The following is a 25739-nucleotide window of genomic DNA, read 5'->3' as shown; positions in this document are numbered from 1 at the left end:
ATGAACCGTATGCTGCGCTGGATCTTTACGCTATGTATCGCTTATCCCGTGGTCTGGATTTGGCTGGGCGTTCGCGTTTCCGGGCGTCAAAAGCTGCCCACAGAAGGGCCGGCAATTATCGTCGCGAATCACAATAGCCATCTGGATGTGTTGACGCTGTTCACGCTGTTTCCGCTTTCAGCGCTGGTTAAGGTGCAGCCAGTGGCGGCGGCGGATTATTTCCTGCGGAATAAAGCTATCGGATGGTTCGCCCTGAAGGTCATCGGTATTATTCCTGTTTATCGCGGAGCCCATCAGTCGAATCCGTTACAAGCCTGCGTCGATGCGCTGGCGGAAAAGAAAATTGTGATTATCTTCCCGGAAGGAACGCGTGGCGAGCCAGGTAAATTTTCGGAGATCAAATCCGGCATTTGGCATTTAAGCCAGCAGTGTCCAGATGTGCCCATTATTCCTGTTTACATGCATGGTCTGGACCGCTCAATGGGTAAAGGCCAAAAAATCCCTGTTCCGTTCTTCATCGATATCTTTATAGACGAACCTCTGTTTTACGATGCGGATAAGGTCGCGTTTAAACAATCGTTATTTAATCGATTTGTTACATTACAACAGCAAGCGACAAGGAAAATAACATGAGTCAGGAAACGCGTGTATTTCAGGAAAGCACGTTCTCAACCAGCGATGGAGAGTCGCTCTATTTTCGCTACTGGCCTGCAACGGAAGGTTTCAGTAAGAAAGTGATCGTGCTGTTTCATCGCGGGCATGAACATTCCGGGCGTCTGCAACACATTGTTGATGAGTTGGTTATGCCGGATACGCATTTTTATGCTTGGGATGCACGCGGGCACGGCCAGTCTCCGGGCGCGCGCGGTTACAGCCCGAGTCTGGCTCGCTCGGTTCTGGACGTTGATGAGTTTGTGCGTTTCGTGGCTCAGGATGCGCAAGTCAGCCTTGAGGATATCGTGGTGATCGCGCAGAGCGTGGGTGCCGTGCTGGTATCCACATGGGTTCATGACTACGCGCCGAAAATTCGGGGGATGGTACTCGCTTCCCCGGCCTTTAAGGTCAAACTTTATGTGCCGTTTGCCCGCATCGGGCTGGGATTAATGCAACGCATTCGTGGGCTGTTTTATGTGAATTCCTACGTGAAAGGAAAATTCCTCAGCCACGATCCTGAACGTATCGCAAGTTTCGAGCAGGATAAACTTATTACGCGCCAGATTGCCGTCAATATTTTGCTCGATCTCTACAAAACAGCCGAGCGCATTGTTTCCGACTCTTCTGCAATTACACTGCCCACGCAGTTGCTTATTTCCGGTAACGATTTTGTTGTGCACGCGAAACCACAAAAACATTTTTACGTTGGTTTGCGCAGCGCCATAAAAGAGCAGCATATTTTACCTGGCTTTTATCATGATACGTTGGGTGAAAAAAACCGTGCCATTGCCTTCGATAAAATGAAGTGCTTTATCGACAAGCTCTATGCGGATCAACCTTATACGTTCGATTATAGCCATGAAGACCAATGGAGCCCTAGTGCCGACGCATATCGTGAATTGCAGGTTCCGCCAACATCGTGGTCGCTGGAGGGGATGGCCTATTCCTCGTTAAGCTATGGTATGAAAACGGTGGGTAGATTATCGAAAGGGATGCGTCTGGGCTATGAGACGGGTTTTGATTCCGGTAGCACACTGGATTATGTGTACCGTAATTACCCCGAAGGCAAGGGAGTGCTGGGACGGATGCTTGATAAGCACTACCTCAACAGCATCGGCTGGAAGGGCATTCGGATACGAAAAATTAATATCCAGCATGTCATTGAACAGGCGGTCACAACGTTGAAAGCGCGTGGTATGTCGGTACGCGTGGTAGATATTGCGGCCGGGCACGGACGCTATGTTCTCGACGCGCTGGAAAAACATCCGGGTATTGAAAGCATATTGCTGCGTGATTACAGCGAATTAAATGTGGAAAAAGGCCAGGCCATGATTGACGAGCGCGGATTAGGCCACGTTGCGCGGTTCAAAAAGGGTAATGCCTTTGACTATGATTCTCTTTCTACACTTGAACCGGCCCCGACGCTGGGCATTGTTTCCGGGCTGTATGAACTCTTCCCGGATAACGAGTTAATCAAAACGTCGCTTGCCGGGCTGGCTGCGGCGATGCCGCCAGGCGGTGTACTGGTCTATACCGGACAACCGTGGCATCCGCAGCTAAAGACCATCGCGTATACGTTAACCAGCCACCAAAACGGTATTCCGTGGATGATGCGTGTGCGCACTCAGAAAGAGATGGACACGCTGGTGGAGCAGGCGGGCTTTGAAAAATGCCATCAGGTGATTGATGAATTTGGTATTTTTACTGTCTCGCTGGCCGTGAGAAAGCCGCATGGCTGAGTCCTTGCTCACACAAAACAAATACACTCTCTGGAAGCAAGGGCTGTGCTGGCTGGTGCTGTTGGGGCCGCTGTTTTTCTTAAGCTATGGTCAGGTGAATCAGTTCACTGCTACACGCAACGATGTGGGAAGCCTGGTCTTTGGCTGGGAGTATGCGATTCCGTTTATGTCGTGGACCATCGTGCCTTACTGGAGCATCGATCTGCTTTACGGCATGTCGCTATTGATCTGCATGTCAAAACAGGAACTGACCCGCCATGGTTGCCGACTGCTTGCCGCATCACTGATCGCCTGTGCGGGATTCCTGCTTTTTCCTCTGAAATTCACTTTTGTTCGCCCGGAAATACAGGGCATGTTTGGCTGGCTATTTCAGCAGCTTGAGCAGTTTGATTTGCCTTACAATCAGGCTCCTTCACTGCATGTCATCCTGACATGGCTGCTGTGGCTGCGTTTTCGTCAGCATCTAGGCAAGGGCGCAAGACGGGTGTCAGGTGCATGGTTTTTACTGATTGCCGTTTCAGTGCTCACCACCTGGCAGCACCATTTTATCGATGTTCTCAGCGGGATCGTCGTCGGTGTAATAATCAGCTACGCGATTCCGATTGAAGGCCATTGGCGTTGGCGTCGTCCGTCATCACACGCATTGCGGCTCGCGGTTAAATACAGTGCCGGAAGCGGTTTGTTTTTACTGGCGGGGTTGTGCATTCCATACGGCGTAATCTTGCTGTGGCCTTCTGCCGCCTTGCTGATGGTGGCGGCGGGCTATGCCGGGCTAGGCGTGTCGGTATTCCAGAAAAACGACCAGGGCGACTTATCCCTCTCTGCGCGCGGGTTTTTGTTCCCGTATTTAGCCGGAGCGTGGCTTTCTAAAGCCTGGTTTTCCAGACGGATACCCCGAAGTCACATAATTTATGCTGGTGTGGCGTTGGGGCGCTTCCCGGATAAAATCCCAGATCAAGTTGCTGTACTTGATCTGACGGCTGAATTTCATAAAGGCAATCGCAAAACCATGCGCTGGCAGGCTTATCCGTTAATGGATTTAGTGGCACCGGAAGTACAGGATATTCGGCTTGCCGTTACCCGGCTCAGTCAGTTGTGCCAGTCACATGACACCGTACTTGTGTGCTGTGCTTTAGGCTTATCTCGTAGTGCAACGGTGGTAGCCGCCTGGTTACTGAGTGAAAGATATGCCGGATCCGTGCAGCAAGCTGTGGCGCTGATTAAAGCCCGGCGTCCTCAGGTTGTTTTTACCCCCGCCCATTTTCAGGTTCTGGAGACGTTCAGCAAGGAGTCCCATGTCTGATAACACAATGACAAATCGCATTATGCAAATCCATCTGTCGAGCTGGCGCTATTTTGCGGCGCTGACGCTACCTCCGGTGGGGCTGATATTTACCCTTTTTTTCTCGATCGATTGTGTCATTTTGATGGTGCTTTTTTTGCTTACGCATTATTACTGCTGGCGTCTCTGGTTGGATGAAAAATTATTTCAACTACTTGATAATGAAAATGATCTCAGTAAGTTTGATAACGGAATGGCGTATTTGTGGGGAAAAAAAACGTGCAACACTCGCACGCTGGCTGAGCGCTGGCGTGGGACGAGAGATCTGTTTTATCGTGCGATGTTCTCACTTATGGCGTTGTGGTTCGCTTCATTGTGCTCGACCCTTTACCGAGCGATTACGCGGTTGACTAGGTAGGGTATGAACCACCATGAGTGAAAGCCCCAAAAGGACAATCGCCGCCGTCAGAGGTGGGGGGTTGAGGATGACCACAAAAAACGGCTGCGTGAGCAGCCGTTTCACATCGGTAATGAGAGTGGCTTATTTCAGAACAGCTAGTGCTGCGTCATAGTCTGGCTCAGTGGTGATTTCGTTCACCAGTTCGCCATGCAGCACGTTGTCGTTTTCATCCAGTACGACCACCGCACGAGCGGTTAAGCCCTTCAGCGCGCCATCGGCGATAGCGACGCCATAGTTTTCCTTGAATTCACCGCCACGCAGCGTGGAAAGCACAACGACGTTGTTCAGACCTTCAGCACCGCAAAAACGGGACTGTGCGAACGGCAGGTCGGAAGAGATACACAGAACAACGGTGTTATCCAGCTCAGAACCCAACTGGTTGAATTTGCGCACGGACGCGGCACAAACACCGGTATCGATGCTTGGGAAGATGTTTAGGATTTTGCGTTTGCCAGCATAGTTGCTGAGTGAAGCATCGGACAGATCCTTAGCCACCAGAGTAAATGCCGGGGCTTTGCTTCCTTTGGCTGGGAATGACCCTGCTACTGGCACAGGATTGCCTTGAAAATGTACGGTCTGTGACATGTTTGCGTCCTTAATTACAGGTAATTAACACGCTGCTCAGTTTAGGGCAACATTAGCAACATTGGTATAAAAATTATGATTAAAATTGCTGGCTTAGCAACGCGACCATTACGTCAAGGTAGCATTCGCTGGCGGCATCTGCCGAGATCGGCGGAAGTTCAGCGGTGATGCAATGGAGCGAACGATCGGCGCACCAGCTTCCGAAAGAGCCAGGTGTGTCGTAACCCACACTCGAAACGAGCGGCAACCCGCACTGTTGTGCCAACCATCGACCCCGTTCAGAACGCTGTGGATCTTCAATACAGGCGAGAGGCTCATGAAAAGAGACAACCCAGTGAGGATTAAGTTTCTCAATCAGTGCACAAAGGGCCTGGGTTTCCGGCTCTGAACCCGCGGTTTCCCCCGTAGATAGCTCGACATCGCGTTCATCTGCGGCACTGTTCCAGCGGTATGCCGTTATTCCCGGCTGCCAGTTACTGGCCGGAAAATTACGATTGAGATCGACGCCGTTGGCGTTGGCACGCAAGCCCAATTGACAGCCATCCGGGTTTACCGCAAGAATCACATGATGGCGGCGCTGGCCTGAAAAAAGGGTACGAAGCGCGCAGGAAAGCGCCACAACCGCGGCGGTTTCATCTCCGTGTGTTCCGGCAATAATCAGCCCACTTTCCGATGGCGCTAATTCGGCGGGGAAATACAGTAGCGGCGCGCCCAGCAGCGATTTCCCATAAGGTTCACCCAGCGAAGGCAGATTACCGCGCTGCTGGCGAGCCAGAAGAGGCGTGATGGTACTTTCCATAATATCGTCCTGTAGTGACCTATGCGTTTCATCATAAAAAAATCGGCTCTGAGACGCAAACCGCGAAATAGCCCGTGTATTGCTGGATGACTGCGGCGATTTCTGACTATTATATTGTTTAATCAATTCATTATGCTTTCGGATCAAATCATCATGCACTATGGGTATTCTGTATTTTATGCCGCGTTGATGGCGGCCATGGCGGGTAATGCCGTCGCGGCGCAGGTTCCGGCGGGAACGGTTCTGGCTGAAAAACAAGAGATCGTTCGCCACATTAAAGATGAACCAGCTTCTCTCGATCCGATAAAAGCGGTGGGCCTGCCGGAAGCGCAGGTGTCGCGCGATCTGTTTGAAGGGCTGGTGAATCAAGATGCTAAGGGGAATATCACTCCTGGTGTGGCGCTGCGCTGGCAGACGACCGATAACCGCACGTTTATCTTTACCCTGCGTAATAATGCCCGTTGGTCTAACGGTGACCCTGTAACGGCCAACGATTTTGTCTACAGTTGGCGTCGTCTGGTCACGCCCGAAAACAGTTCGCCATTCGCCTGGTTCGCCCGGCTCGCAGGGATTCAAAACGCGGAACAGATTCTCGCTGGCAAAATGCCGGTTGATCAGCTTGGTGTGACGGCCGTTAATGACCACACCTTGAAAGTACAACTCAGCAAACCTGTTCCCTATTTCGTTAGCCTGACGGCAAATTTTAGTCTGTTTCCGGTGCATCAGGCCACGGTAGAAAAATTCGGGAACGATTGGACGAAACCAGGGAATTTGATCGGCAACGGGGCGTTTAAACTGGATCAGCGCGTCGTTAATGAGAAACTGGTACTCACGCAGAATCAATATTATTGGGATAACGCCAATACGCGCCTGACAAAAGTGACCTTTGTTCCGATCAATCAGGAATCGAACGCGACAAAGCGCTATTTGTCTGGAGATATCGATATCACGGAGTCATTTCCTAAAAACCTGTACCCAAAACTGCTAAAAGACTTACCCGGTCAGGTTTATACACCCGATCAGCTTGGCACTTATTACTATGCGTTTAACACCCAGCGTGCGCCGACCAATGATGTCCGGGTACGGAAAGCGTTGTCTTATGCCATTGACCGTAAAGTGATTGCCGAAAAAGTATTGGGGACAGGGGAAAAACCAGCCTGGCACTTTACGCCAGATGTCACCGCGGGCTTCAAACCGACGGAAAGCCTGTTGCAGCAATATTCTCAGGATGAGTTAGACGCACAGGCAAAAGCACTGATGGCGGCCGCAGGCTACGGCCCTAATAACCCACTGAAATTATCACTGTTGTACAACACCTCCGAAAGCCACCAGAAGATCGCGATTGCGGTAGCGTCAATGTGGAAGAAAACACTGGGGGTAGAGGTTCGCTTATCTAATCAAGAGTGGCAAACCTATATCGATAGCCGTAACAGCGGCAATTTTGACGTGGTGCGAGCCTCTTGGGTGGGTGACTACAATGAACCCTCGACCTTTCTTTCACTGCTGACATCGCACCACAGTGGTAATATCGCGCGTTTTAAAAACGCGAATTACGATCGTGTATTGGATGAAGCGGGTAATCAGACCAATCCGCAGGCGCTGAATGCAGATTACAACCGGGCAGAGCAGATACTGATGGATGAGGCACCGATTGCACCTATCTATCAATATACTAACGGACGTCTGATCAAGCCGTGGGTGAAAGGCTATCCCATTACTAACCCTGAAGACGTGGCCTATAGCCACATGCTCTACATCGAAAAACATTAAGTACCGTGGGAATGTGGCGATAAAACCGGCGTCGTTATCATGGTCATTCCGGCTGACAGAGCGTAGAACGGTAAGAGCGGGTAGTAAAACCGTTGGAGGCAAGACGTGGAATCCTTTTCAGGAAAAGAGTTGCAAAACAGCGGTGCGGTTCATGCGTATCAGTTGGATGGGAAGGGGGGGATTACCCCGATTGGCGAGCAGGATGTGGTTAGCAGCGAGAAACCCTGCTGGCTGCACCTGGATTCTACCTTGCCTGCCAGCGCGCGCTGGCTGAATAAAACGACACGGGTGCCGGATAGCCTACGTAATGCGCTGGCAGGGGAAAGCGTTCGGCCGAGAGTCACGCGTTTGGGGGAAGGTACGCTTATTACGCTACGCAGTGTGAATTTGAATGCCAACGCGCGGCCAGAGCAACTGGTTGCCGTTCGGGTATATATTACCGACAAACTGATCATCTCCACCCGACGCCGTAAGATTCTGGCTATCGAGGAGATTCTTACCGATCTGAAAGAAGGCAATGGCCCGACGGACAGTGGAAGTTGGCTGGTTTCTATTGCGGAATCGTTGACCGATCATACCAGCGAATTCATTGATGATTTACATGAGAAAATCATCGATCTGGAAGACGATTTACTGGAACAACAGATTCCACCGCGTGGTGCGCTGGCGCTGATTCGTAAACAACTTATTGTGCTACGCCGCTATATGACGCCACAACGCGACGTATTCTCGCGTATCTCCGGCGAGAAGCTACCCTGGATGCAGGATGACGATCGCCGCAGAATGCAAGAAATCGCCGATCGCTTAGGCCGCGGGCTGGAGGATCTGGATGCGAGTATTGCGCGCACTGCGGTGCTCTCCGATGAAATCACCGCCTTGATGACCGAAGCGATGAATCGTCGTACCTATACGATGTCGCTTTTGGCGATGGTTTTTCTGCCGACGACGTTTCTGACGGGCTTATTTGGTGTCAACTTAGGTGGCATTCCTGGTGGCGATGCACCATTTGGTTTTTTCACGTTCTGCCTGATGTTGGTGATATTGATTGGCAGCGTTGCGTGGTGGTTAAAACGCAGTAAATGGTTATAGCGACTTACGGTGAATGAGTGCAACGATAATCACAAACTGTCGCGAACGGCTAAAAAACCACGCGTAAATTGAGCAATATCAACATTTTTTACCTTATTGTGCGGCACTATCATTCCCGCAGGTGAATGCAACGTCAAGCGATGGGCGTTGCGCTCCATATTGTCTTACTTCCTTTTTTGAATTACTGCATAGCACAATTGATTCACACCATGCCGACAGTTTTGTCGGCTTTTTTTTGCTATTTTTCCGTATCAACCTTATCTCTGGCTGTTAAATGCAAGATGGCTGATGTTGCTTCCAGCTTTTTCTGCTGATAAAGCAACGCTACGCCATATCCAAAGCACCACACAGCCAAAAATACTTGAGAGTATGAATAGAGGCTATTGCTATAAGGATCAGAATAACACTCTAAAAGGGCTGACATCGTGGTGGAAAAGCCACCGAGAAAGACCCACCGCGTTAATTTTATTTTCCCCTGTAATTCCTTTTCTAACCGTTCAATGGTTGCTATTTTTTGTTCCATCATTATCCCTTAGCGACAGTATTGGGTATAAAACAGGGTAACGAATATCCTCTGCTTATTTTATTTCCAGTACGTCCAGACGGGCAATTGGCGGCGCTTCGTCATCGTCTTCTGGCTGCCAGCCAACGGGCTGCATCGGCAGTTCTTCGCGGTCAAAAGCCAGATCGCCACCGTCTACCACGTCACTACCGTGACGAATGCTTTTGAAATCAAAGAGCGCATGATCGGCAAGATGAGAAGGCACAACGTTTTGCATGGCGCTGAACATGGTTTCAATACGGCCTGGGTAGCGTTTATCCCAGTCGCGCAGCATATCTTTAATCACCTGACGTTGCAGATTTGGCTGCGAGCCGCACAGATTGCACGGAATAATCGGGTATTGACGGGCTTGCGCAAAGCGTTCGATATCTTTTTCGCGGCAGTAAGCCAGGGGGCGAATGACGACATGTTTACCGTCGTCGCTCATCAGCTTCGGCGGCATGCCTTTCAATTTTCCACCGTAGAACATGTTCAGGAACAGCGTTTGCAGAATATCGTCGCGGTGGTGACCCAGTGCGATTTTCGTTGCACCCAGTTCTGTCGCGGTACGGTATAAAATCCCGCGACGCAGACGTGAACACAGTGAGCAGGTGGTTTTTCCTTCTGGAATTTTATCTTTCACAATTCCGTAGGTATTTTCTTCGACGATCTTGTATTCCACGCCGATGCTATCAAGGTATTGCGGCAGAACATGCTCTGGAAACCCAGGTTGCTTCTGATCCAGATTCACCGCGACCAGAGAAAAATGAATTGGTGCGCTTTGTTGCAGATTGCGCAGAATTTCCAGCATTGTGAAGCTATCTTTCCCGCCGGACAGGCACACCATAATGCGGTCGCCTTCTTCAATCATATTGAAGTCAGCGATAGCTTCGCCGACGTGACGACGCAGGCGCTTTTGCAATTTGTTGAAATTGTACTGAGTTTTTGGGTTAATCTCTTGTTTTTCTGACATTTTTATCTGTGCTCGTTGCAAAAAGCGTTGCGGATGGAAAACGGTTCAGTGCAGACGTCAACATGGTCTGCACGATCATGGCGTGTATGGTACGGATTACGGCGACGAATGCCAGATCGTTTTATCGCGGCGTTTCACAATTACTCTGTAGACGAGGCATACGTTAGTGTGCCGAATAATGTAGCGAATGCTCATGCGGCTTGATGTATGGCGCGTAGTCAAGTGGTGCCTGCTTTTGATGGGGCAACGTCTCTTTTCACTCAGGGATGTGTTGATGAATCGGAGTGTGGTGGATATAGTCCTTGTCTGAAAAGTTTATTCGATAGGTGTTGATGCCAAACGTGGCGTCGGGACCGACAATCCACCCGATCTGAGGCCAAAACATGAAACTATTGCCATGGCTATGTACCGCTGCTGCGTTGCTGCTGGCGGGATGCAGTAATCATAGTGAGAACACTTCTGCTGCTCAGCAAGATTCGACGCAAACCGATGATAAAAACGCCGTTGTGCTGCTGAAAAGCAGTTCGCCAGTTGACGTCAACTGTACGCTGATTGGCGGAACAATGGCGATGGCCAGGCAGCTTGATGGGGCGAGTGTGGGAGCCTGTCAGTTAGCCAATGGCAAACGCTGTAGCGAGCAATCGCTGATGAACGGAACGTGTCCGGCGGGGTGAGTGTGGTGGCAGTGTGCACTGCCACCGAGAGCGTTAAGAGGTCACCAGATTGGCGCAAGGTACATTCTGGCTGATGTCTTTCAGGTTTTGAAGCGTGGTTTGGGAAATGCTGATCAGCGCTTCTTCCGTCAGAAACGCCTGATGTCCGGTAAATAGCACATTGTGGCACGCAGATAAACGGCGGAAAACATCGTCCTGAATCACATCGTTGGATTTATCAGCGAAGAAGAGATCGCGCTCGTTTTCATAAACGTCCATACCCAGCGCGCCAATTTTCTGTTGCTTCAGCGCATCGATAGCGGCCTGTGAATCGATCAGCCCGCCACGGCTGGTATTCACGATCATGACGCCGTTTTTCATGTGCGCAAAAGCGGCTTGATTTAGCAGATGGTGGTTTTCCGGCGTCAGTGGACAGTGCAGGGAAATGACGTCTGAATGGGCATACAGCGTTTTTAGATCGACATACTCGGCCCCTAATTCCAGTGCTTGCGGGTTCGGGTAGGGATCGAAGGCCAGCAGGCGCATGCCAAAACCTTTCAGGATACGCATCGTAGCGATGCCAATTTTTCCAGTGCCGATAATGCCCGCCGTCCGGTTGTGCATATTGAACCCAATCAGCCCTTCCAGAGAGAAGTTCGCGTCGCGGGTACGTTGATAGGCGCGATGAATGCGGCGGTTAAGCGTTAGCATCAGGCCGACGGCGTGTTCGGCCACCGCTTCCGGGGAATAGGCGGGAACGCGTACCACGTTGATACCCAGTTCTCTGGCGGCGTCCAAATCGACATTGTTAAAGCCCGCGCAGCGTAGCGCGAGCGTTTTAATGCCCAACGCGGCCAGCTCGGTCAACACCTCGCGGCTGCCGTCATCGTTCACGAAAATGCAGACAGCCTGACAGCCTGCGGCGGTTTTCGCTGTACGGGAGGTCAGCATGAAATCGAAAAACTCCAGTTCATAGCCAAACTGCTGATTGACCTGTTCCAGATATTTACGGTCATACTGCTTGGTGCTGTAAATTGCCAGTTTCATTGATCGTTTCTCCGAAAAATCCTCAGATTAAGCTATCAGAAAATCGGGCGATGACAAACCGTTACCGGACTGACAGTAACGGTTTGAAATTTACAGGCAATTGTGAGGCAGACGCGGGTTAGCGGGGCGTACTGAAAACCGATACAGCTTCGGACATTGTCGCGATCTGCTGTTCCAGACTGTTAATGGCAGAACTAGAGTGCGTCGCCAAAATAGTGTTCTGGCGCGTCAATTCATCAATGTTATTGACCGCAGAATTAATCTGCCCCAGCCCTTGCGATTGTTCTTGTGTCGCCAAACTGATTTGATTTACAAGCTGCGAAACCTGCTGTACCTGAGCCAGAATATTGTTCATTGACTGACTGGTGTGGTTGACCAATTTATCACTGGTGTGAATGTTGGTGATGGTTGTATCGATGATCTCTGCGATGTCTTTTGCGGCGGCGGCACTACGCTGCGCCAGAATACGGACTTCCCCAGCGACTACGGCGAAACTCTTACCCTGTTCTCCGGCGTGCGCGGCTTCTACTGCTGCATTAAGCGCGAGAATGTTGGTCTGGAACGCCAGATTATCCAGCACGCTGATGATGTCGGTGATCTCTTTACTGGAACGGGTCATGATTGCCATGGTATCGGTTACCTGACTGACCGCTTGCTCTCCGGCATTGACAGCCTGATTAGCATCAGTGGCACAACGCGTTGCTAACTGTGTGGCAGACGCATTACTTTGGATCGTTGCCGTGAGTTCTTCCATGGATGATGCAGTGGATTGTAAACTTTGGGCGGTATCTTCACAGCGCTGGCTTAATGTGTAATTCCCAGACGCAATCTCGCCGCAGGCATGGCGTAGTTCAGCCAGCTTGCTGTTGACATCATCGACAAACGTGCGGAAATTCATGCCGGATTGATTGACGGCGCGTAATAACATGCCAACTTCATCCACGCGATTAAGTTGAAACGAATTATCCGCCTGCCCGGATGCGGAATTAATGGCCTGGCGTAGAATTTTTTCCAGTGGTTTTGCCAGGTGCTGAACTAATAATTCACTGGTTATTGTCGCGCCAGCGAGTAGTGCTAAAACAAAAATGAATAGCGGTGTGGTGAGTGGAAAGGTCGTCAGTAAGAAAAGCAGTGTAAATAGCATAAAAAGGAAAACATAGCTTCTTATCCGCCAGCGCACGGGAATGACGTTAAATAAACTCAGCAGTTTTAGCGGCCCTTTATAAATCAATAGTCCTTGAAAGAGTCGGCGGTTTCTTAATTTATTCTCATTCATCTGATGATAAAGCGCTTCTGCTTGCCGACTCTCTTCCTGTGAAACGCGGGTTCGCACCGACATATATCCCGCTACTTTCCCTTCCTTCATCAGGGGTGTCGTACTGGCTTTTACCCAATAGTAATCGCCATTCTTACGCCGGTTTTTGACGATGGCTGTCCAGATTTTTCCTGCTTTCAGCGTTGCCCACATGTCGGCAAACGCCTGTGGGGGCATATCCGGGTGGCGCACGATATTGTGAGGCTGATGGAGGATTTCCTCAAAGCCGTAACCACTGGCATCAATAAAATCGTCATTGGCATAAGTGATATGGCTATCGGTGGTGGTTACCGACATGAGTTTGGCTTTTTCATCTAATAAATACTGGACATCACTGACAGGAAAATTCTTACGCATTTATTGATCCTTTTAGTATCAGCAAGCCTATCTCGTCATATTTCAAGTTGCTTGTGCGTTGGCAATACCCTGCTCATTTCTGAGCTTGCCCTGAAAGGCCATCGCAAACGACGTTCAAATTGGCTAAGCCAATGTGTCCTTACGCATTCCCGTCATTATCTGAGTAAGACATGGGGATTCGCATGGTTGTCGCCTTCACGTAACTCTAATTATTTAGGATATAGATTTGATGTTTTTTAGATTCATTAGCTAACAGAAAACGAGTCATGCTATTTAAGTAACGGCAATGTTGACGAAATAATTAGCGAGTAGATTTATATATTGTGACTAATTTCATCTGTTATTTTTTCTTCAGGAAAGTAGTCGCTTAACCTGACCCGCCGTAACCGCCTAGGCCGAAACTAAAAGCATTCATTTGTTAAGTATATTATGACTCTGCGAATTTGCACTGTGAGCAACGCACGTTGAAGAACGGGAAAATGAGGAGGAGAATCAGGCAACGGGCGCTCTGATTGAGCGTCCGTGTGGATAAGATTAGCGGGAAAGGCTGAATACAGAAGCGGCCTGCACCATGCTTGAGATCTGTTGTTGCAGGTGGTCGGTGGCTGAATGTGACTGGCTTGCCAAAGCGGTATTTTGATGCGTGAGTTCATCAATACGGTTTACCGCTTCATGAATTTGCTCTAGCCCCTGAGATTGTTCCTGCGTTGCCAGGCTAATCTCATTCATCAAGCCCGTGACGTGCTGAACCTGAAGCAGAATATTGCTCATGGACTTATGTGTATGAGAGACCTGCTGTTCACCGGTGCGAATACTGTGCAACGTTTCATCAATGATGGTCGAAATATCGCTGGAGGAGGAAGCACTGCGTTGCGCCAACGAGCGAACTTCACTGGCGACCACCGCAAAACTCTTACCCTGTTCTCCGGCATGTGCGGCTTCGACGGCGGCATTCACCGCTAAAATATTGGTCTGGAACGCGAGATTATCCATCACGCTAACGATATCCGTAATGCGTTCGCTGGAGCGGGTAATGGTTTCCATCGTATTGGAAACCTGACTAACCGCCTGTTCGCCGGAGTTCACCGCCTGATTCACATCCTGCGTATATATTGACGCCTGAAGCGAGGCCTCCGCGTTACTTTTTATTGTTGCGGTAAGCTGTTCCACGGACGCCGCAGTTTGTTGCAAACTTTCTTCCGTTTCCTCGCAGCACTGTGCCAGCGTCTGGTTGCCCTGCGCGATCTCATTACAGGCGTTTTTTAGTTCACTCAGATTGGTGTTCACATCGTCCACGAAGGTACGGAAATTCATACCGGACTGGTTCACTGCCCGCATCAACATGCCAATCTCATCGACGCGATTAAGCTGCGTCAGATTATCGGCCTGTCCGGCGGCAGAACGCATAGCTTGCGATAAAATGTGCTCGATGGGGCGAGCCACATGGTGCACCAGCAGTTCGCCACTGGCAAAACAGCAGGCGATAAGCAACGGAAAGAGCACAGAAGCCAATGCCGTTCCTGACAGCAGGGAATAGGCGGCAATCAACGGGAGCAGGCTAAAAAGTAGAAAATAGCTACGCATGCGCCAGCGGAGCGGCATGGTTTTAAAGAGACTCAGGATGCGCAGTGGTCCCGTATAAATGAGCAGCCCATGACGAAACGCGCGATATTTCAATTTTCCTTCGTTCGCACGGGCATAAAGCCTCTCTGCCTGATAAATCTCTTCGGATGATGCAGCGGTGCGCACCGACATGTAACCGGTAATCTCACCGTCTTTTTTCAGCGGTGTGGTGCTGGATTTGACCCAATAATGATCGCCATTTTTGCAACGATTTTTCACAACCCCTGTCCAGATCTTACCGGCGCGCAGCGTTGTCCACATATCCGCGAAGGCGGCTGGTGGCATATCCGGGTGTCGGATAAGATTATGGGGCTGCCCCATCAGCTCATCAGTGGTATAGCCACTAACATCAATAAAATCTTTGTTCGCGTAGGTAATGTGGCTTTCTGGCGTGGTGACTGACATGAGTCTGGTTTTTTCAGAAAGAGGGCGTTGATGGTCGGTTACAGGGGTGTTATTACGCATAAAGCAGTCCTTTATATGCTGTGTCCGAATACTGATTTAACATGAGGCATACCCACGACAATGAATCAGCGGATAGCGGTAATGGTTCAGGTTGCTCATTGCTTTTTTTAAGGCGATCCCGGCAGAAGGAGATAATCCTGATAGGCACCGGGAAACGCTTTGTTCATGATGAGATAACGCGATTCATTACAAAATATAACCTCTATTAAACATTTTACCATGAAAGGGTAATAATCATGCATGCGCAATAGGGGTAAATGTGAATTAGATGGGTTTGTTTTTAATAAAAATAGTAATTTGTGAATGAATTATCGACGGATACATACAAGACGATTTTTTACCTCTATTGAACAGGATGCTTAATTCGCACTAATGATTAAAAAAAAGGCACTTTCAATCGCTTTCCTGCTCGCTGCATTGCTGGTTCTCTCTTGGCGAACGTTGCCACGGTGGCTGCCGCATCTTGCCGAAATTTGGCTCCCGGCAGAGGTATCTTTGAGCGTGAATAATACGCCTGGCTGGCAGAATGGTGGTCTGCATAGCGCGGGATTCAGTATTATGGCTGGAGAGTGCACGCTGTTTGACGTACGGAATATGACGCTGGGTTGGCATCATTGGCGATGGCATGTTGATATCGATGCTGTGACGTTAAACAGCGACTGCCTGCAATATGTGCCAACAGGGCGTCGTACTGAGCCAGCGACGCCACTGGCGCAGTGGCAGCGACGTGCGCCAACGGCTGATATTCAGGTGAAAAAATTTACGCTACAGCCCTGGCAGGATTATGCCGGACAGGTGCGGTTCAGTAGCGATGGCAAACGGCAGCAAATGCTCGATTATCAGGGCGATCAACTGGCGTTTCGGGCTGAATTGAACGATAAGCGTCTGACGTTGCATGAGAGCATGATCGCCACCCCAGCGGGGGGCGTAAGCCTGCAAGTCAGCGGCGAGGTGGAACTGGCCGATATGCTGGATGCCGCACCGGTGCGGGGGCGACTTACCGGAAAACTGGATTCAGGGCAGACGCCGGATCCGCTTTCGTTCCTACTGGATTGGCATAACCAGCAGGGTGAACTGGTGCTGAATGCGACGAATGAAGCAGCGCCGTTGGTATCGCTGCCGTGGCAACTGACGGATGAGGTTATTCAGGTCACTAACGGTGTCTGGCGCTGGCCTTATGCGGATCAGCCTCTCTCCGGGCAAGTAGCGATGACATTACAGCACTGGCGACAAGGACTGGATGCCACCACGATTAACGCGCGGTTGAACATGCTGACGCAGGGACATAACGGCAAGGCGAATGCCGTATTGGTACTGGGGCCGGGCAATATTGGCCTGCTCAATAGCGAGTTGCGTTTTCAGCTCACTGGGCAAGCTAACTTACCGGATCTTTCCCTGACGGCGACGCTGCCGGGCATTTTGCAAGGCTCCATTCTCAATCCTGAACTTTCTCTTTTACCCGGCGCGCTGCTACGTGCCTGGGGGATGCCCGCGCCGCAGGTTTATCTTGAAGAAGCGCGCTGGCCACTGGCGGGGGTCCGGGTTAGTGCAACAGGCGTGAATGGACGACTACAGGCGATTGTGAAGGCACGGGAAGCATACTGGGGGCACTTTAATCTGCATCTTGACGGTCAGGCGCAGGATTTCTGGCCGGATCAAGGACAGTGGCAATGGCGCTATTGGGGGAATGGGCACCTGCCACCGCTGAAAGGGCAATGGGATGTGGCTGGTCGAGGCCAGTGGCAGGATACGCTGATTGAAGTCAGTCAACTGTCGAGCGGCCTGGATCAATTGGGCTACGGCATTGTGACGGTGCAGCAGCCACGTCTGACGATTACGGAGCCGATTCGTTGGCAACGCGCTCGTTCAGGCGAGTATTTTCAAGGTGCGCTGCAACTGGCCTCAGAACGGGCACATTTCAGCAATGGCGGTTATCTGCCGCCCTCGTTGCTGACACTGGCGATGCAAGGACACAGTCCAAATGATTTCCAACTACAAGGCCAGCTACAGGCTGACGATATCGGGCCGGTCAGGCTGCGCGGGCGTTGGGACGGCGAGCGGCTGCGCGGTGGTGCATGGTGGCCAACACAGCCGCTGAAAGTGTTTCAGCCTCTGCTTTCCCCGCTGTTGAAAATGAATATCCGCGCCGGGCAATTTTACGCACAGGCGGCATTTTCCGCCGCACGTAAGGAAGGGTTCAGCGCGGGCGGGCATTGGGTGGTGAAAAACGGCGGGTTGTGGCTACAGGATGGGGAAGTCAGCGGGGTAAATTTTGTCCTGCCTTACCGCCTGAAAGATCAACGCTGGCAATTGGGTGTCAAGCAGCCCGTCACGCTACGAATTGACGTACTGGATAACCTGTTTCGGATGAGCAATATCCGCGTTGATCTACAAGGGTTTTATCCGTACAGCGAGCGGAGACCGTTGGTGATGTCTCAGGCTGATATGGATGTCTTGGATGGTCATATCAGTCTGTCTACGTTGCGCTGGCCACAGCGGGAACCGGCGCTGTTTACTGTTAAAAGTGTGGATCTCAGCGAGCTGCTGACTGTACTGAAGCAGAAGCAGTTTGCGTTGTCCGGGCGCGTGAGCGGTGTACTTCCGCTGAATTTTAATCATCCGAGCATGCTCATTGAACGTGGACGTATTACCAATGATAGCTTCCTGACGTTGCGGTTGGACAATCAATTAGCCGATGAGTTAGCGAATGAAAATATGGCCGGCGGTGTGGCGATTGGCTGGCTGCGCTATCTGGAGATCGGGCGTTCTTATGCCACACTTGACCTGAACAATCAGGGGGAATTGACATTAACGTCTCAGGTGCAGGGGAAAAACCCGCAGCTCAGTGCGCAGCGACAGGTTATTCTTAACTATCGCCATCAGGAGAATATTTTCCAGCTATGGCGCAGTTTACGTTTTGGCGATAACGTGCGGGATACGTTGGAACAGCAGGCAAATCAATAAATTCAAGGCAGAACAATGAACAAGAGCGAGATATTGCTGGTGGCATATTGCACGGTCGCTTTCCTTACGGGATGTGTGCCGCGCATTGAGGTTGCTGCACCTAAAGAGCCGATCACCATCAATATGAATGTGAAGATCGAGCATGAAATTCATATCAAAGCTGATAAAGAAGCGACACAACTGCTGGAAAGATCGGACAATGCGGCGGGTGATGAGATAAAGAAAAGCGCGCTCGTAGGCGCGCAATAATGAGCCAATTAAATCAAGATATGGCAAGGTCAGTAACAATGATTCGGTATGAACCCTTATTCACGATAGCCGGAACAATGATTCGTTAGGCGGTGGCCAACTGAGACAGTTGTGTTTTCGCCGCTTCAGTGGCTTTCTGTGCGACATCCGGGCCGTAGCCATAGCCTTCAGCGAACACGAACTCCAGGTCGGTCAGACCAAGGAAGCCCAGGAATACACGCAGGTACGGCTCTAACAGGTCAGTTGGCGTGCCTTGATGGATGCCGCCACGGCTGGTTAATACGATCGTGCGTTTACCTTTCACCAGACCTTCCGGCCCTTGCTCGGTGTAGCGGAATGTTACGCCCGCACGCGCGACCAGATCGAAGTAGTTCTTCAACTGAGTCGGAATGTTGAAGTTATACATTGGTGCGGCAATCACGATAATGTCATGCGCCTGCAATTCTGCGATCAAATCGTCGGACAGCTTCAGAGCTTCCTGCTGACGCGGAGTCAGTGCGGCATCAGACGGGCGCAGTGCGCCGACCAACTCGCCATCAAGAACCGGAATCGGTTGAGCCGCCAGGTCGCGAACGGTGATACTGTCGTTTGGATGTGCAGACTGCCACTCGGTGGTGAAGTGGTCGGCCAGTTGGTTTGACTGAGAATAACCTGCCAGAATGCTTGATTTCAGAACCAATACTTTGCTCATTGCCAATTCCTTTAGTGATGAAGGTGGGCGACAACATAACGCCCTTTGATGGATCACATCTTATGCGGTGCTCTGGAAAGTGAAAAGTGCAAATATTCGAGGTCATTATTCGATTTTCTTGAATAAGACGACGTGGGACGATTAGAGCCGTTTATGACAATGTGCTACTATCCACAGCTTAAAATTCCGTACCTTGACATCAGGTTAGGCTCAGTCGAGCCAGATTCGGCGACGCGCATTGTCCCGGCAGAACAAAGAATTAGAGAAACGATTAAGGATGAGCAACGTGAAATCACCTCTCAATGCATTATCTACGCAGTTAAGTGAGCTAATGCTTCGCGATCGGCAACGCCTGAGCCGCCGTTTGCAGGGCGCGGCGAAGGTCAGCAGCCCGCAAGCTCAGGCCGCGATCGCTCAGGATATTGAGGGAGAAATCGTCGCGGCGCGCCAGAAAGTCGAGAACCGACGGGCGAGCTGTCCAGCCATTCACTACCCTGAACAGCTTCCCGTTAGCCAAAAAAAAGACGAGATACTGGAGGCGCTGCGTCAGCATCAGGTGATTATTGTCGCTGGTGAAACCGGGTCGGGTAAGACGACACAGTTACCGAAGATTTGTCTCGAACTGGGTCGAGGTGTGCACGGCCTGATCGGTCACACGCAGCCGCGTCGTCTGGCTGCCAGAACCGTCGCCGATCGTATTGCCGCAGAGCTGGAAACGCCGCTGGGCGGAAGTGTCGGTTATAAAGTCCGTTTTAACGATCAGGTGAGTGACAATACGCTGGTCAAACTGATGACCGATGGTATTTTGCTGGCGGAAATTCAGCAAGATCGCCTGTTGATGCAATACGACACGCTGATCATCGATGAAGCGCACGAACGCAGCCTGAATATCGATTTCATCATGGGTTATTTGCGCCAGTTGTTGCCGAAACGCCCCGATTTAAAAGTGATTATTACGTCGGCCACCATCGATCCGCAGCGTTTCTCTCGCCACTTTAATCATGCACCGATCATTGAAGTGTCTGGTCGAACCTATCCGGTTGATGTGCGCTATCGTCCCGTCGTGGAAGATGCTGACGATAGCGAACGCGATCAGCTACAGGCGATTTTTGATGCGATCGATGAACTGACGCGCGAAGGGCCGGGGGATATTCTGGTCTTCATGAGCGGTGAGCGTGAAATTCGCGATACGGCAGAGGCGCTGACTCGTCTGGATTTGCCGCATACTGAGATCCTCCCGTTGTACGCCCGCCTGTCCAATCAGGAACAGAATCGCGTCTTTCAGTCACATCACGGTCGCCGCATTGTGCTGGCGACCAATGTGGCGGAAACCTCATTAACTGTGCCGGGTATCCGCTATGTGATCGACCCTGGTACGGCGCGTATCAGCCGTTACAGCTTCCGCACCAAGGTGCAGCGCTTGCCGATTGAACCGATCTCGCAGGCGTCGGCGAATCAGCGCAAAGGGCGCTGTGGTCGTGTCGCTGCGGGGGTATGTATCCGCCTCTATTCCGAGCAGGATTTCCTGTCGCGGCCCGAATTTACCGATCCTGAAATCCTTCGCACCAACTTAGCTTCCGTTATTTTGCAAATGACGTCATTGGGGCTGGGTGATATCGCCGCATTTCCGTTTGTGGAAGCGCCGGATAAACGCAATATTCAGGACGGCGTGCGGCTGCTGGAAGAATTAGGCGCGATTAATCTGGCGGAAAATGGACATTACCGCCTGACGCCGCAGGGGCAACAGTTGGCACAATTGCCGATCGATCCGCGCTTGGCGCGAATGGTGCTGGAAGCGCGTAAAACCAGTTGTGTGCGTGAAGTGATGGTGATTGTTGCCGCACTGTCGATCCAAGATCCGCGTGAAAGGCCGATGGACAAGAAGCAGGCGTCGGATGAAAAACACCGTCGTTTTGCCGACAAAGACTCCGATTTTCTGGCTTTCGTCAACCTGTGGGACTATCTGCGTGAGCAGCAAAAGGCGTTGTCTTCCAGCCAGTTCCGCCGCCAGTGCCGCTCGGATTTCCTTAATTATCTGCGCGTTCGCGAATGGCAGGATATCTATACACAACTGCGTCAGGTGGTGAAAGAACTGGGGTTACCGGTCAACAGCGAACCCGCCGATTACCTGAGTATCCACTGTGCGCTACTCACGGGATTGCTGTCGCATATCGGGCAGAAAGATATTGAAAAACAGGAGTTCAGCGGCGCGCGCAATGCACGGTTTGCCATTTTCCCCGGCTCCGGGTTATTCAAAAAGCCGCCTAAGTGGACGATGGTAGCGGAACTGGTGGAAACCAGTCGCCTGTGGGGACGTATTGCGGCGCGTATTGAACCTGAGTGGATTGAACCACTGGCGCAGCACCTGATTAAGCGGAGTTACAGCGATCCTCACTGGGAGAAAGCGCAGGGCACGGTAATGGCGCAGGAGAAGGTGACGCTCTTCGGGCTGCCGATTGTCGCGGCGCGCAAGGTGAATTACAGCCAAATCGATCCGACGCTGGCGCGTGAGATGTTCATCCGTCACGCGCTGGTGGAAGGTGACTGGCAAACGCATCACGCCTTTTTCCGCGCCAACCTCAAGCTGCTGGCTGAGGTGGAGGATTTAGAGCATAAATCGCGCCGCCGCGACATCCTGGTGGATGACGAGACGCTGTTTGCTTTCTACGATCAACGTTTGCCGCATGATGTCGTGTCGTCGCGTCATTTTGACAAGTGGTGGAAAGCCGCCAGCCGCGATAATGCCGACCTGCTTAATTTTGAAAAAAGCATGTTGATTAAGGACGGTGCGGAGAAAGTGAGCGCGCTGGACTACCCGAATTTCTGGCATCAAGGCAGTCTGAAACTACGGTTATCCTATCAGTTTGAACCGGGTGCGGATGCGGATGGCGTGACGGTACATATCCCGCTGCCTATCCTCAATCAGGTGCGTGAAGAGGGCTTCGAGTGGCAGATTCCCGGCGTGCGCCGCGAACTGACGATTGCGCTGATTAAATCGTTGCCCAAACCGTTACGCCGTAACTTTGTCCCCGCACCGAACTATGCCGAAGCATTTCTGGCGCGTACCACGCCGTTAGAAAAGGGATTGCTGGATGCGCTGGAGCGTGAGTTGCGGCTGATGACGGGCGTGACGGTGCCGCGCGAGGCGTGGCAATGGGATCAGGTGCCCGATCATCTGAAAATCACGTTCCGCGTCATCGACGAGAAAAATCGGACACAGCGTGAAGGCAAAGACCTGAATGCACTGAAAGATCACCTCAAAGATAAAGTGCAGCAGACGCTGTCATCTGTGGCGGATGACGGACTGGAGCAGCGTGGTCTGCACGTCTGGAGCTTTGGTTCATTGCCGGATTGTTATGAGCAGAAACGGGGCGGCTACTCGGTTAAAGCCTATCCGGCGTTGGTAGATGAAAAGGACAGTGTAGCGATTCGCCTGTTCGACACGCCACACCAGCAACAGCAGGTGATGCGGCAAGGCCTGCGTCGGTTGTTATTGCTGAACATTCCATCGCCAATCAAATATCTGCATGAAAAACTGCCGAACAAGGCAAAGCTGGGCCTCTATTTCAATCCGTACGGCAAAGTGTTGGATCTGATCGATGACTGTATCGCCTGTGCGGTGGATAAGCTGATCGCATCGTCTGGTGGGCCGGTTTGGCAGGAAGAGGCATTTCAGCAGTTGCATGAGAAGGTGCGCGCGGAGCTAAATGATACGGTGGTGGATATTGCCAAACAGGTTGAGCAAATTCTGACGGCGGTCTTCACCATTAATAAGCGCCTGAAAGGGCGTGTAGACATGGCGATGGCGCTGGCGTTAAGCGATATCAAGGGGCAGATGAACGGTCTGGTGTTTCGTGGTTTTGTCACCGAGAACGGCTGGCAGCGCCTGCCGGACGTGCTGCGTTATCTGCACGGGATAGAGCGCCGTCTGGAGAAGCTGGCGCAGGATGTCCACCGCGACCGGGCGCAAATGCTGAAAGTGGAGCAGGTTCAACAGGTGTGGCAGCAGTGGTGGAATAAGCTGCCTGCGGAGCGACGCGATGATGACGATGTGAAGGCGGTGCGCTGGATGCTTGAAGAGCTGCGCGTCAGCTACTTTGCTCAGCAGCTAGGAACGCCGTTCCCGATTTCTGATAAGCGTGTCTTGCAGGCGATGGAGCAGGTGGCTGGATAATCTCTTGTTACGTATCTGGTCGGCGGCATGGGCTTGCTGCCGACGACTAGCTTGGCGCTGATGTTATTAAGAATCGCTTGATGCGTAGTCATTCAACCACGCGGTGAAATCAGCAGGTTGGAGCGGGCGAGAAAAATAGTAACCCTGTACTTCATCACAGCCAAAATGCGCCAGATGTTCGAGTGTTTCCTTATTTTCTACGCCTTCCGCCAGCACAATGTAATTCAGTTTGTGCAGCATATTGATAACGGATTGTACAATAACACGGCTTTTCTCGTCCGTTTTTATGTCTTTAATCAGAGATTTATCCAATTTTATCACGGTAGAGGGGATATTACGCAGGTAGCTTAAGTTGCTATATCCCGTGCCGAAATCATCTAGCGCGATAGTGAATCCGAGTTGTTGCAACGTTTGGATGGTGGTGAGCGTTTCAGCACTTTCGATGATTTTCTGCGTTTCGACGCATTCGATGTCAATGTCCTGAGGGGTGAGGCTGTGATTGTCCAAAATGTTGACAAGACGTGGGATGAAGTCATTCTCGGAAAAATTTCTGGCAGAAACGTTAATCGATACTGGGAAGTGTCGCCCGTCCCCACGCCATTGTTTCACCTGGCAGGCCGCTTCCCGGATGACCCAATCAGTCAATGGGCGCATCAGCGTTGTTCCTTCTGCTAGCGGAATAAACTGGTCAGGATAAATTTCACCTAAATTAGGATGACGCCAACGAATCAGCGCTTCAGCACCAATGACGGTGTTGGTCTTAATACTTAATTTCGGCTGGTAAACCAGATAGAGACCCGGCTTATTATTCTGTAAAACATCGGCCAGTTCATTGAGCAAGGTAAAGGTGATTTGCTGTGCGCTATCGGCTTCGTGGCTATAGGCGAACTGGCGGATATTCCTGGTGATGGCGGCGTGCAGTGCGCTCATCGATTCACGCAGGATACGCTGTGGATCGCTGGCCGGAATCTGGAATTCGGTATACCCAACGAAAAACTCCAGCTTGAGCGGGATATGGCTAGTGATACTTTCATGAATTCGCTCGGCGCAGGCGTCGAGTTCTGCCAGAACGTGTTCTTTTTTATCGGCTTGCACCAAAAGGGCGAAACGCCCTAAGGCCGCGCAGTAGATATTGTCTGACGCACTCAAGCTAAGACGCAGGAAGATGCCAATATCTTTTAACAGACTTTCTAAGGTCGGCATTCCTAGCGCACACCCCATTTCATAAGCGTAAGAAATGTTGATGGTGTCAATCAGAACAAGCATATAGCGCTCGTGAATGTCGGTAATGTGGCTGATATCGTCAACCAGGCGCTGGCGGTTGGGTAGTAAAGTCACCGGGTCAATTAACCCAATCGCATTGCGGTATTCCATTAACTCCATCGCGATCGCGGCGAATTCACGCAGGCGGCGCAGTTGCATTTTATGGAATGTCCGTGGCACATAATCGATGACACAGAACGTGCCGATAGAGTAACCCTCTTTGGTTTGAAGAGGTGCGCCAGCATAAAAACGAATAAAAGGTTCGCCGGTTACATAAGGGCTGTTTTTAAAGCGCTCGTCCTGGGTGGCATCCTGGCAGACAAAGGCTTGCCCTGTTTGCACGGTAAAATGGTCGAATGAACCAATTTTATCCATATCATCCAGTGGAAAATGATTTCTTGCTTTAACGTGCAGAGATTTTGAGCCAGTTAGCGTCACAAGTGCCGTAGGGGTTTTGAGCAGTTGGCAAGCTATTTCCGTGAGCTTGTGAAGGATATCGTCTTGAGATATATCGGTTTTTTTCAATTCGTCGAGAGTCTGCATGCGTTTTTTCTCGTCATGGCTCAGATGTTTTAACATGTAGACTCTTCCTTTCCGCAATAATAATCGCGACAACATCAATTTAATTTCACGGCGACACAATAACATAGAGGCTAAAAATTGAGGTAACTTATTATACTGCCATTATCTTCTCGTTAAGATTTCTGTACTTTTTTCTCTTGAAGCATTTTTTAGATTGGTGGCGCACGGTATGAATTTATTATATTTTTCCATGATTTAAGTGCAGAGATGCGCGAATTTCCTGAAAAAATGTTCTGTGAATAAATGAGTGTCTAATTATAAAAGACGGCATCGCCCATAAGATAAAAATAAAATTTTGATAATTGCCATGCTGCGATCTGGCGACAATATGGATGATTAACTGATGCTCTGATAAGAATAGAACAGATCTTTTTTTATACCATGGCGCTGACAGAAAAGAGATTGGTGCCAGACCCCCTCGATAACGATATCCGCCTGACGGAAGAGGTTATGGGACCAATGTG

19 protein-coding genes are annotated in these 25739 nt (G+C 50.8%); 10 read left to right on the top strand and 9 right to left on the bottom strand.

Going from position 1 to position 25739, the window contains the following annotated elements:
* Genes OI69_RS13405 through OI69_RS13390 form a run of 4 tightly spaced genes read left to right on the top strand, consistent with a single transcriptional unit; the run spans position 1 to position 4093 of the window.
* Positions 1–633 (top strand): lysophospholipid acyltransferase family protein, encoded by a 633-nt coding sequence (locus OI69_RS13405; protein ID WP_039351350.1) that lies wholly within the window; start codon positions 1–3, stop codon positions 631–633.
* Positions 630–2393 carry a bifunctional alpha/beta hydrolase/class I SAM-dependent methyltransferase gene (locus OI69_RS13400; RefSeq protein ID WP_039351347.1) on the top strand — a complete coding sequence of 588 codons (1764 nt, stop codon included), beginning with the start codon at positions 630–632 and terminating at the stop codon, positions 2391–2393. The genes OI69_RS13405 and OI69_RS13400 overlap by 4 nt, the downstream gene beginning before the upstream one ends.
* A complete protein-coding gene (locus OI69_RS13395) occupies positions 2386–3696 on the top strand; it encodes a phosphatase PAP2/dual specificity phosphatase family protein (protein ID WP_154715555.1) in 1311 nt (436 codons plus the stop codon). The genes OI69_RS13400 and OI69_RS13395 overlap by 8 nt, the downstream gene beginning before the upstream one ends.
* The gene (locus OI69_RS13390; protein WP_039351345.1) at positions 3689–4093 is read left to right on the top strand and encodes a hypothetical protein; all 405 of its coding nucleotides are present in this window, start codon (positions 3689–3691) and stop codon (positions 4091–4093) included. The genes OI69_RS13395 and OI69_RS13390 overlap by 8 nt, the downstream gene beginning before the upstream one ends.
* Positions 4094–4216: 123 nt before the next feature.
* Here the strand turns inward: OI69_RS13390 and tpx are convergent, their stop codons facing one another.
* Both tpx and mpaA read right to left on the bottom strand, forming a co-directional pair.
* Positions 4217–4720 carry a thiol peroxidase gene (tpx, locus tag OI69_RS13385; RefSeq protein ID WP_039351341.1) on the bottom strand — a complete coding sequence of 168 codons (504 nt, stop codon included), beginning with the start codon at positions 4718–4720 and terminating at the stop codon, positions 4217–4219.
* Positions 4721–4799: 79 nt separating this feature from the next.
* The gene (gene mpaA, locus OI69_RS13380) at positions 4800–5519 is read right to left on the bottom strand and encodes a murein tripeptide amidase MpaA (protein WP_039351399.1); all 720 of its coding nucleotides are present in this window, start codon (positions 5517–5519) and stop codon (positions 4800–4802) included.
* A gap of 153 nt (positions 5520–5672) precedes the next feature.
* On the opposite strand from mpaA, the gene OI69_RS13375 reads away from it, so the two are divergent.
* Positions 5673–7289 carry a peptide ABC transporter substrate-binding protein gene (locus OI69_RS13375; RefSeq protein WP_039351338.1) on the top strand — a complete coding sequence of 539 codons (1617 nt, stop codon included), beginning with the start codon at positions 5673–5675 and terminating at the stop codon, positions 7287–7289.
* Positions 7290–7394: 105 nt separating this feature from the next.
* A complete protein-coding gene (zntB, locus tag OI69_RS13370; RefSeq protein WP_039351335.1) occupies positions 7395–8378 on the top strand; it encodes a zinc transporter ZntB in 984 nt (327 codons plus the stop codon).
* A gap of 238 nt (positions 8379–8616) precedes the next feature.
* Here the strand turns inward: zntB and OI69_RS13365 are convergent, their stop codons facing one another.
* Together OI69_RS13365 and ttcA are read right to left on the bottom strand one after the other, a co-directional pair.
* Positions 8617–8904 (bottom strand): hypothetical protein, encoded by a 288-nt coding sequence (locus OI69_RS13365; RefSeq protein ID WP_235319689.1) that lies wholly within the window; start codon positions 8902–8904, stop codon positions 8617–8619.
* A gap of 52 nt (positions 8905–8956) precedes the next feature.
* Positions 8957–9892 (bottom strand): tRNA 2-thiocytidine(32) synthetase TtcA, encoded by a 936-nt coding sequence (gene ttcA, locus OI69_RS13360; protein ID WP_039351328.1) that lies wholly within the window; start codon positions 9890–9892, stop codon positions 8957–8959.
* Between the two features lie 383 nt (positions 9893–10275).
* Between ttcA and OI69_RS13355 the strand changes: the two genes are divergently transcribed.
* The gene (locus OI69_RS13355) at positions 10276–10566 is read left to right on the top strand and encodes a putative hemolysin (protein ID WP_039351324.1); all 291 of its coding nucleotides are present in this window, start codon (positions 10276–10278) and stop codon (positions 10564–10566) included.
* Between the two features lie 33 nt (positions 10567–10599).
* On the opposite strand, the gene OI69_RS13350 is transcribed toward OI69_RS13355, so the two are convergent.
* From OI69_RS13350 to OI69_RS13340, 3 genes are all read right to left on the bottom strand, one after another.
* On the bottom strand, positions 10600–11592 hold the full coding sequence (locus tag OI69_RS13350; RefSeq protein ID WP_039351321.1) for a 2-hydroxyacid dehydrogenase: 993 nt from the start codon (positions 11590–11592) through the stop codon (positions 10600–10602).
* A 118-nt stretch (positions 11593–11710) separates the two neighbouring features.
* Positions 11711–13264 (bottom strand): methyl-accepting chemotaxis protein, encoded by a 1554-nt coding sequence (locus OI69_RS13345; RefSeq protein ID WP_039351318.1) that lies wholly within the window; start codon positions 13262–13264, stop codon positions 11711–11713.
* Positions 13265–13798: 534 nt separating this feature from the next.
* Entirely contained in the window at positions 13799–15352 is a 1554-nt protein-coding gene (locus tag OI69_RS13340; protein WP_039351315.1) for a methyl-accepting chemotaxis protein, read from the bottom strand.
* A 372-nt stretch (positions 15353–15724) separates the two neighbouring features.
* Here OI69_RS13340 and OI69_RS13335 point away from each other — a divergent pair, with 372 nt between their 5' ends.
* On the top strand, positions 15725–18316 hold the full coding sequence (locus OI69_RS13335; protein ID WP_039351313.1) for a YdbH family protein: 2592 nt from the start codon (positions 15725–15727) through the stop codon (positions 18314–18316).
* Positions 18317–18331: 15 nt separating this feature from the next.
* The gene (locus OI69_RS13330) at positions 18332–18565 is read left to right on the top strand and encodes a YnbE family lipoprotein (protein WP_039351311.1); all 234 of its coding nucleotides are present in this window, start codon (positions 18332–18334) and stop codon (positions 18563–18565) included.
* Positions 18566–18650: 85 nt separating this feature from the next.
* On the opposite strand, the gene OI69_RS13325 is transcribed toward OI69_RS13330, so the two are convergent.
* Positions 18651–19256 (bottom strand): FMN-dependent NADH-azoreductase, encoded by a 606-nt coding sequence (locus tag OI69_RS13325; protein WP_039351309.1) that lies wholly within the window; start codon positions 19254–19256, stop codon positions 18651–18653.
* Positions 19257–19542: 286 nt separating this feature from the next.
* Here OI69_RS13325 and hrpA point away from each other — a divergent pair, with 286 nt between their 5' ends.
* Positions 19543–23430 (top strand): ATP-dependent RNA helicase HrpA, encoded by a 3888-nt coding sequence (gene hrpA, locus OI69_RS13320; protein ID WP_039351396.1) that lies wholly within the window; start codon positions 19543–19545, stop codon positions 23428–23430.
* Between the two features lie 66 nt (positions 23431–23496).
* Here the strand turns inward: hrpA and OI69_RS13315 are convergent, their stop codons facing one another.
* Positions 23497–25272: a sensor domain-containing phosphodiesterase gene (locus OI69_RS13315; RefSeq protein ID WP_039351307.1), complete on the bottom strand. Its 1776-nt coding sequence runs from the start codon at positions 25270–25272 to the stop codon at positions 23497–23499.
* Positions 25273–25739: the final 467 nt, after the last annotated feature.

Origin of the sequence: Pectobacterium fontis, assembly GCF_000803215.1 — a bacterium.
Classification (GTDB): Bacteria; Pseudomonadota; Gammaproteobacteria; order Enterobacterales; family Enterobacteriaceae; genus Pectobacterium; species Pectobacterium fontis.
The sequence above is the reverse complement of the archived record's forward strand: the minus strand, read 5'-3'. Positions and strand labels throughout refer to the sequence as shown.

Excerpts from the sequence above, each read along its gene's own strand:
- OI69_RS13405 (WP_039351350.1), top strand. The coding sequence starts at position 1 with ATGAACCGTATGCTGCGCTGGATCTTTACGCTATGTATCGCTTATCCC.
- OI69_RS13400 (WP_039351347.1), top strand. The coding sequence starts at position 630 with ATGAGTCAGGAAACGCGTGTATTTCAGGAAAGCACGTTCTCAACCAGC.
- OI69_RS13395 (WP_154715555.1), top strand. The coding sequence starts at position 2,386 with ATGGCTGAGTCCTTGCTCACACAAAACAAATACACTCTCTGGAAGCAA.
- OI69_RS13390 (WP_039351345.1), top strand. The coding sequence starts at position 3,689 with ATGTCTGATAACACAATGACAAATCGCATTATGCAAATCCATCTGTCG.
- tpx (WP_039351341.1), bottom strand. The coding sequence starts at position 4,720 with ATGTCACAGACCGTACATTTTCAAGGCAATCCTGTGCCAGTAGCAGGG.
- mpaA (WP_039351399.1), bottom strand. The coding sequence starts at position 5,519 with ATGGAAAGTACCATCACGCCTCTTCTGGCTCGCCAGCAGCGCGGTAAT.
- OI69_RS13375 (WP_039351338.1), top strand. The coding sequence starts at position 5,673 with ATGCACTATGGGTATTCTGTATTTTATGCCGCGTTGATGGCGGCCATG.
- OI69_RS13365 (WP_235319689.1), bottom strand. The coding sequence starts at position 8,904 with ATGATGGAACAAAAAATAGCAACCATTGAACGGTTAGAAAAGGAATTA.
- ttcA (WP_039351328.1), bottom strand. The coding sequence starts at position 9,892 with ATGTCAGAAAAACAAGAGATTAACCCAAAAACTCAGTACAATTTCAAC.
- OI69_RS13355 (WP_039351324.1), top strand. The coding sequence starts at position 10,276 with ATGAAACTATTGCCATGGCTATGTACCGCTGCTGCGTTGCTGCTGGCG.
- OI69_RS13350 (WP_039351321.1), bottom strand. The coding sequence starts at position 11,592 with ATGAAACTGGCAATTTACAGCACCAAGCAGTATGACCGTAAATATCTG.
- OI69_RS13345 (WP_039351318.1), bottom strand. The coding sequence starts at position 13,264 with ATGCGTAAGAATTTTCCTGTCAGTGATGTCCAGTATTTATTAGATGAA.
- OI69_RS13340 (WP_039351315.1), bottom strand. The coding sequence starts at position 15,352 with ATGCGTAATAACACCCCTGTAACCGACCATCAACGCCCTCTTTCTGAA.
- OI69_RS13335 (WP_039351313.1), top strand. The coding sequence starts at position 15,725 with ATGATTAAAAAAAAGGCACTTTCAATCGCTTTCCTGCTCGCTGCATTG.
- OI69_RS13330 (WP_039351311.1), top strand. The coding sequence starts at position 18,332 with ATGAACAAGAGCGAGATATTGCTGGTGGCATATTGCACGGTCGCTTTC.
- OI69_RS13325 (WP_039351309.1), bottom strand. The coding sequence starts at position 19,256 with ATGAGCAAAGTATTGGTTCTGAAATCAAGCATTCTGGCAGGTTATTCT.
- OI69_RS13315 (WP_039351307.1), bottom strand. The coding sequence starts at position 25,272 with ATGTTAAAACATCTGAGCCATGACGAGAAAAAACGCATGCAGACTCTC.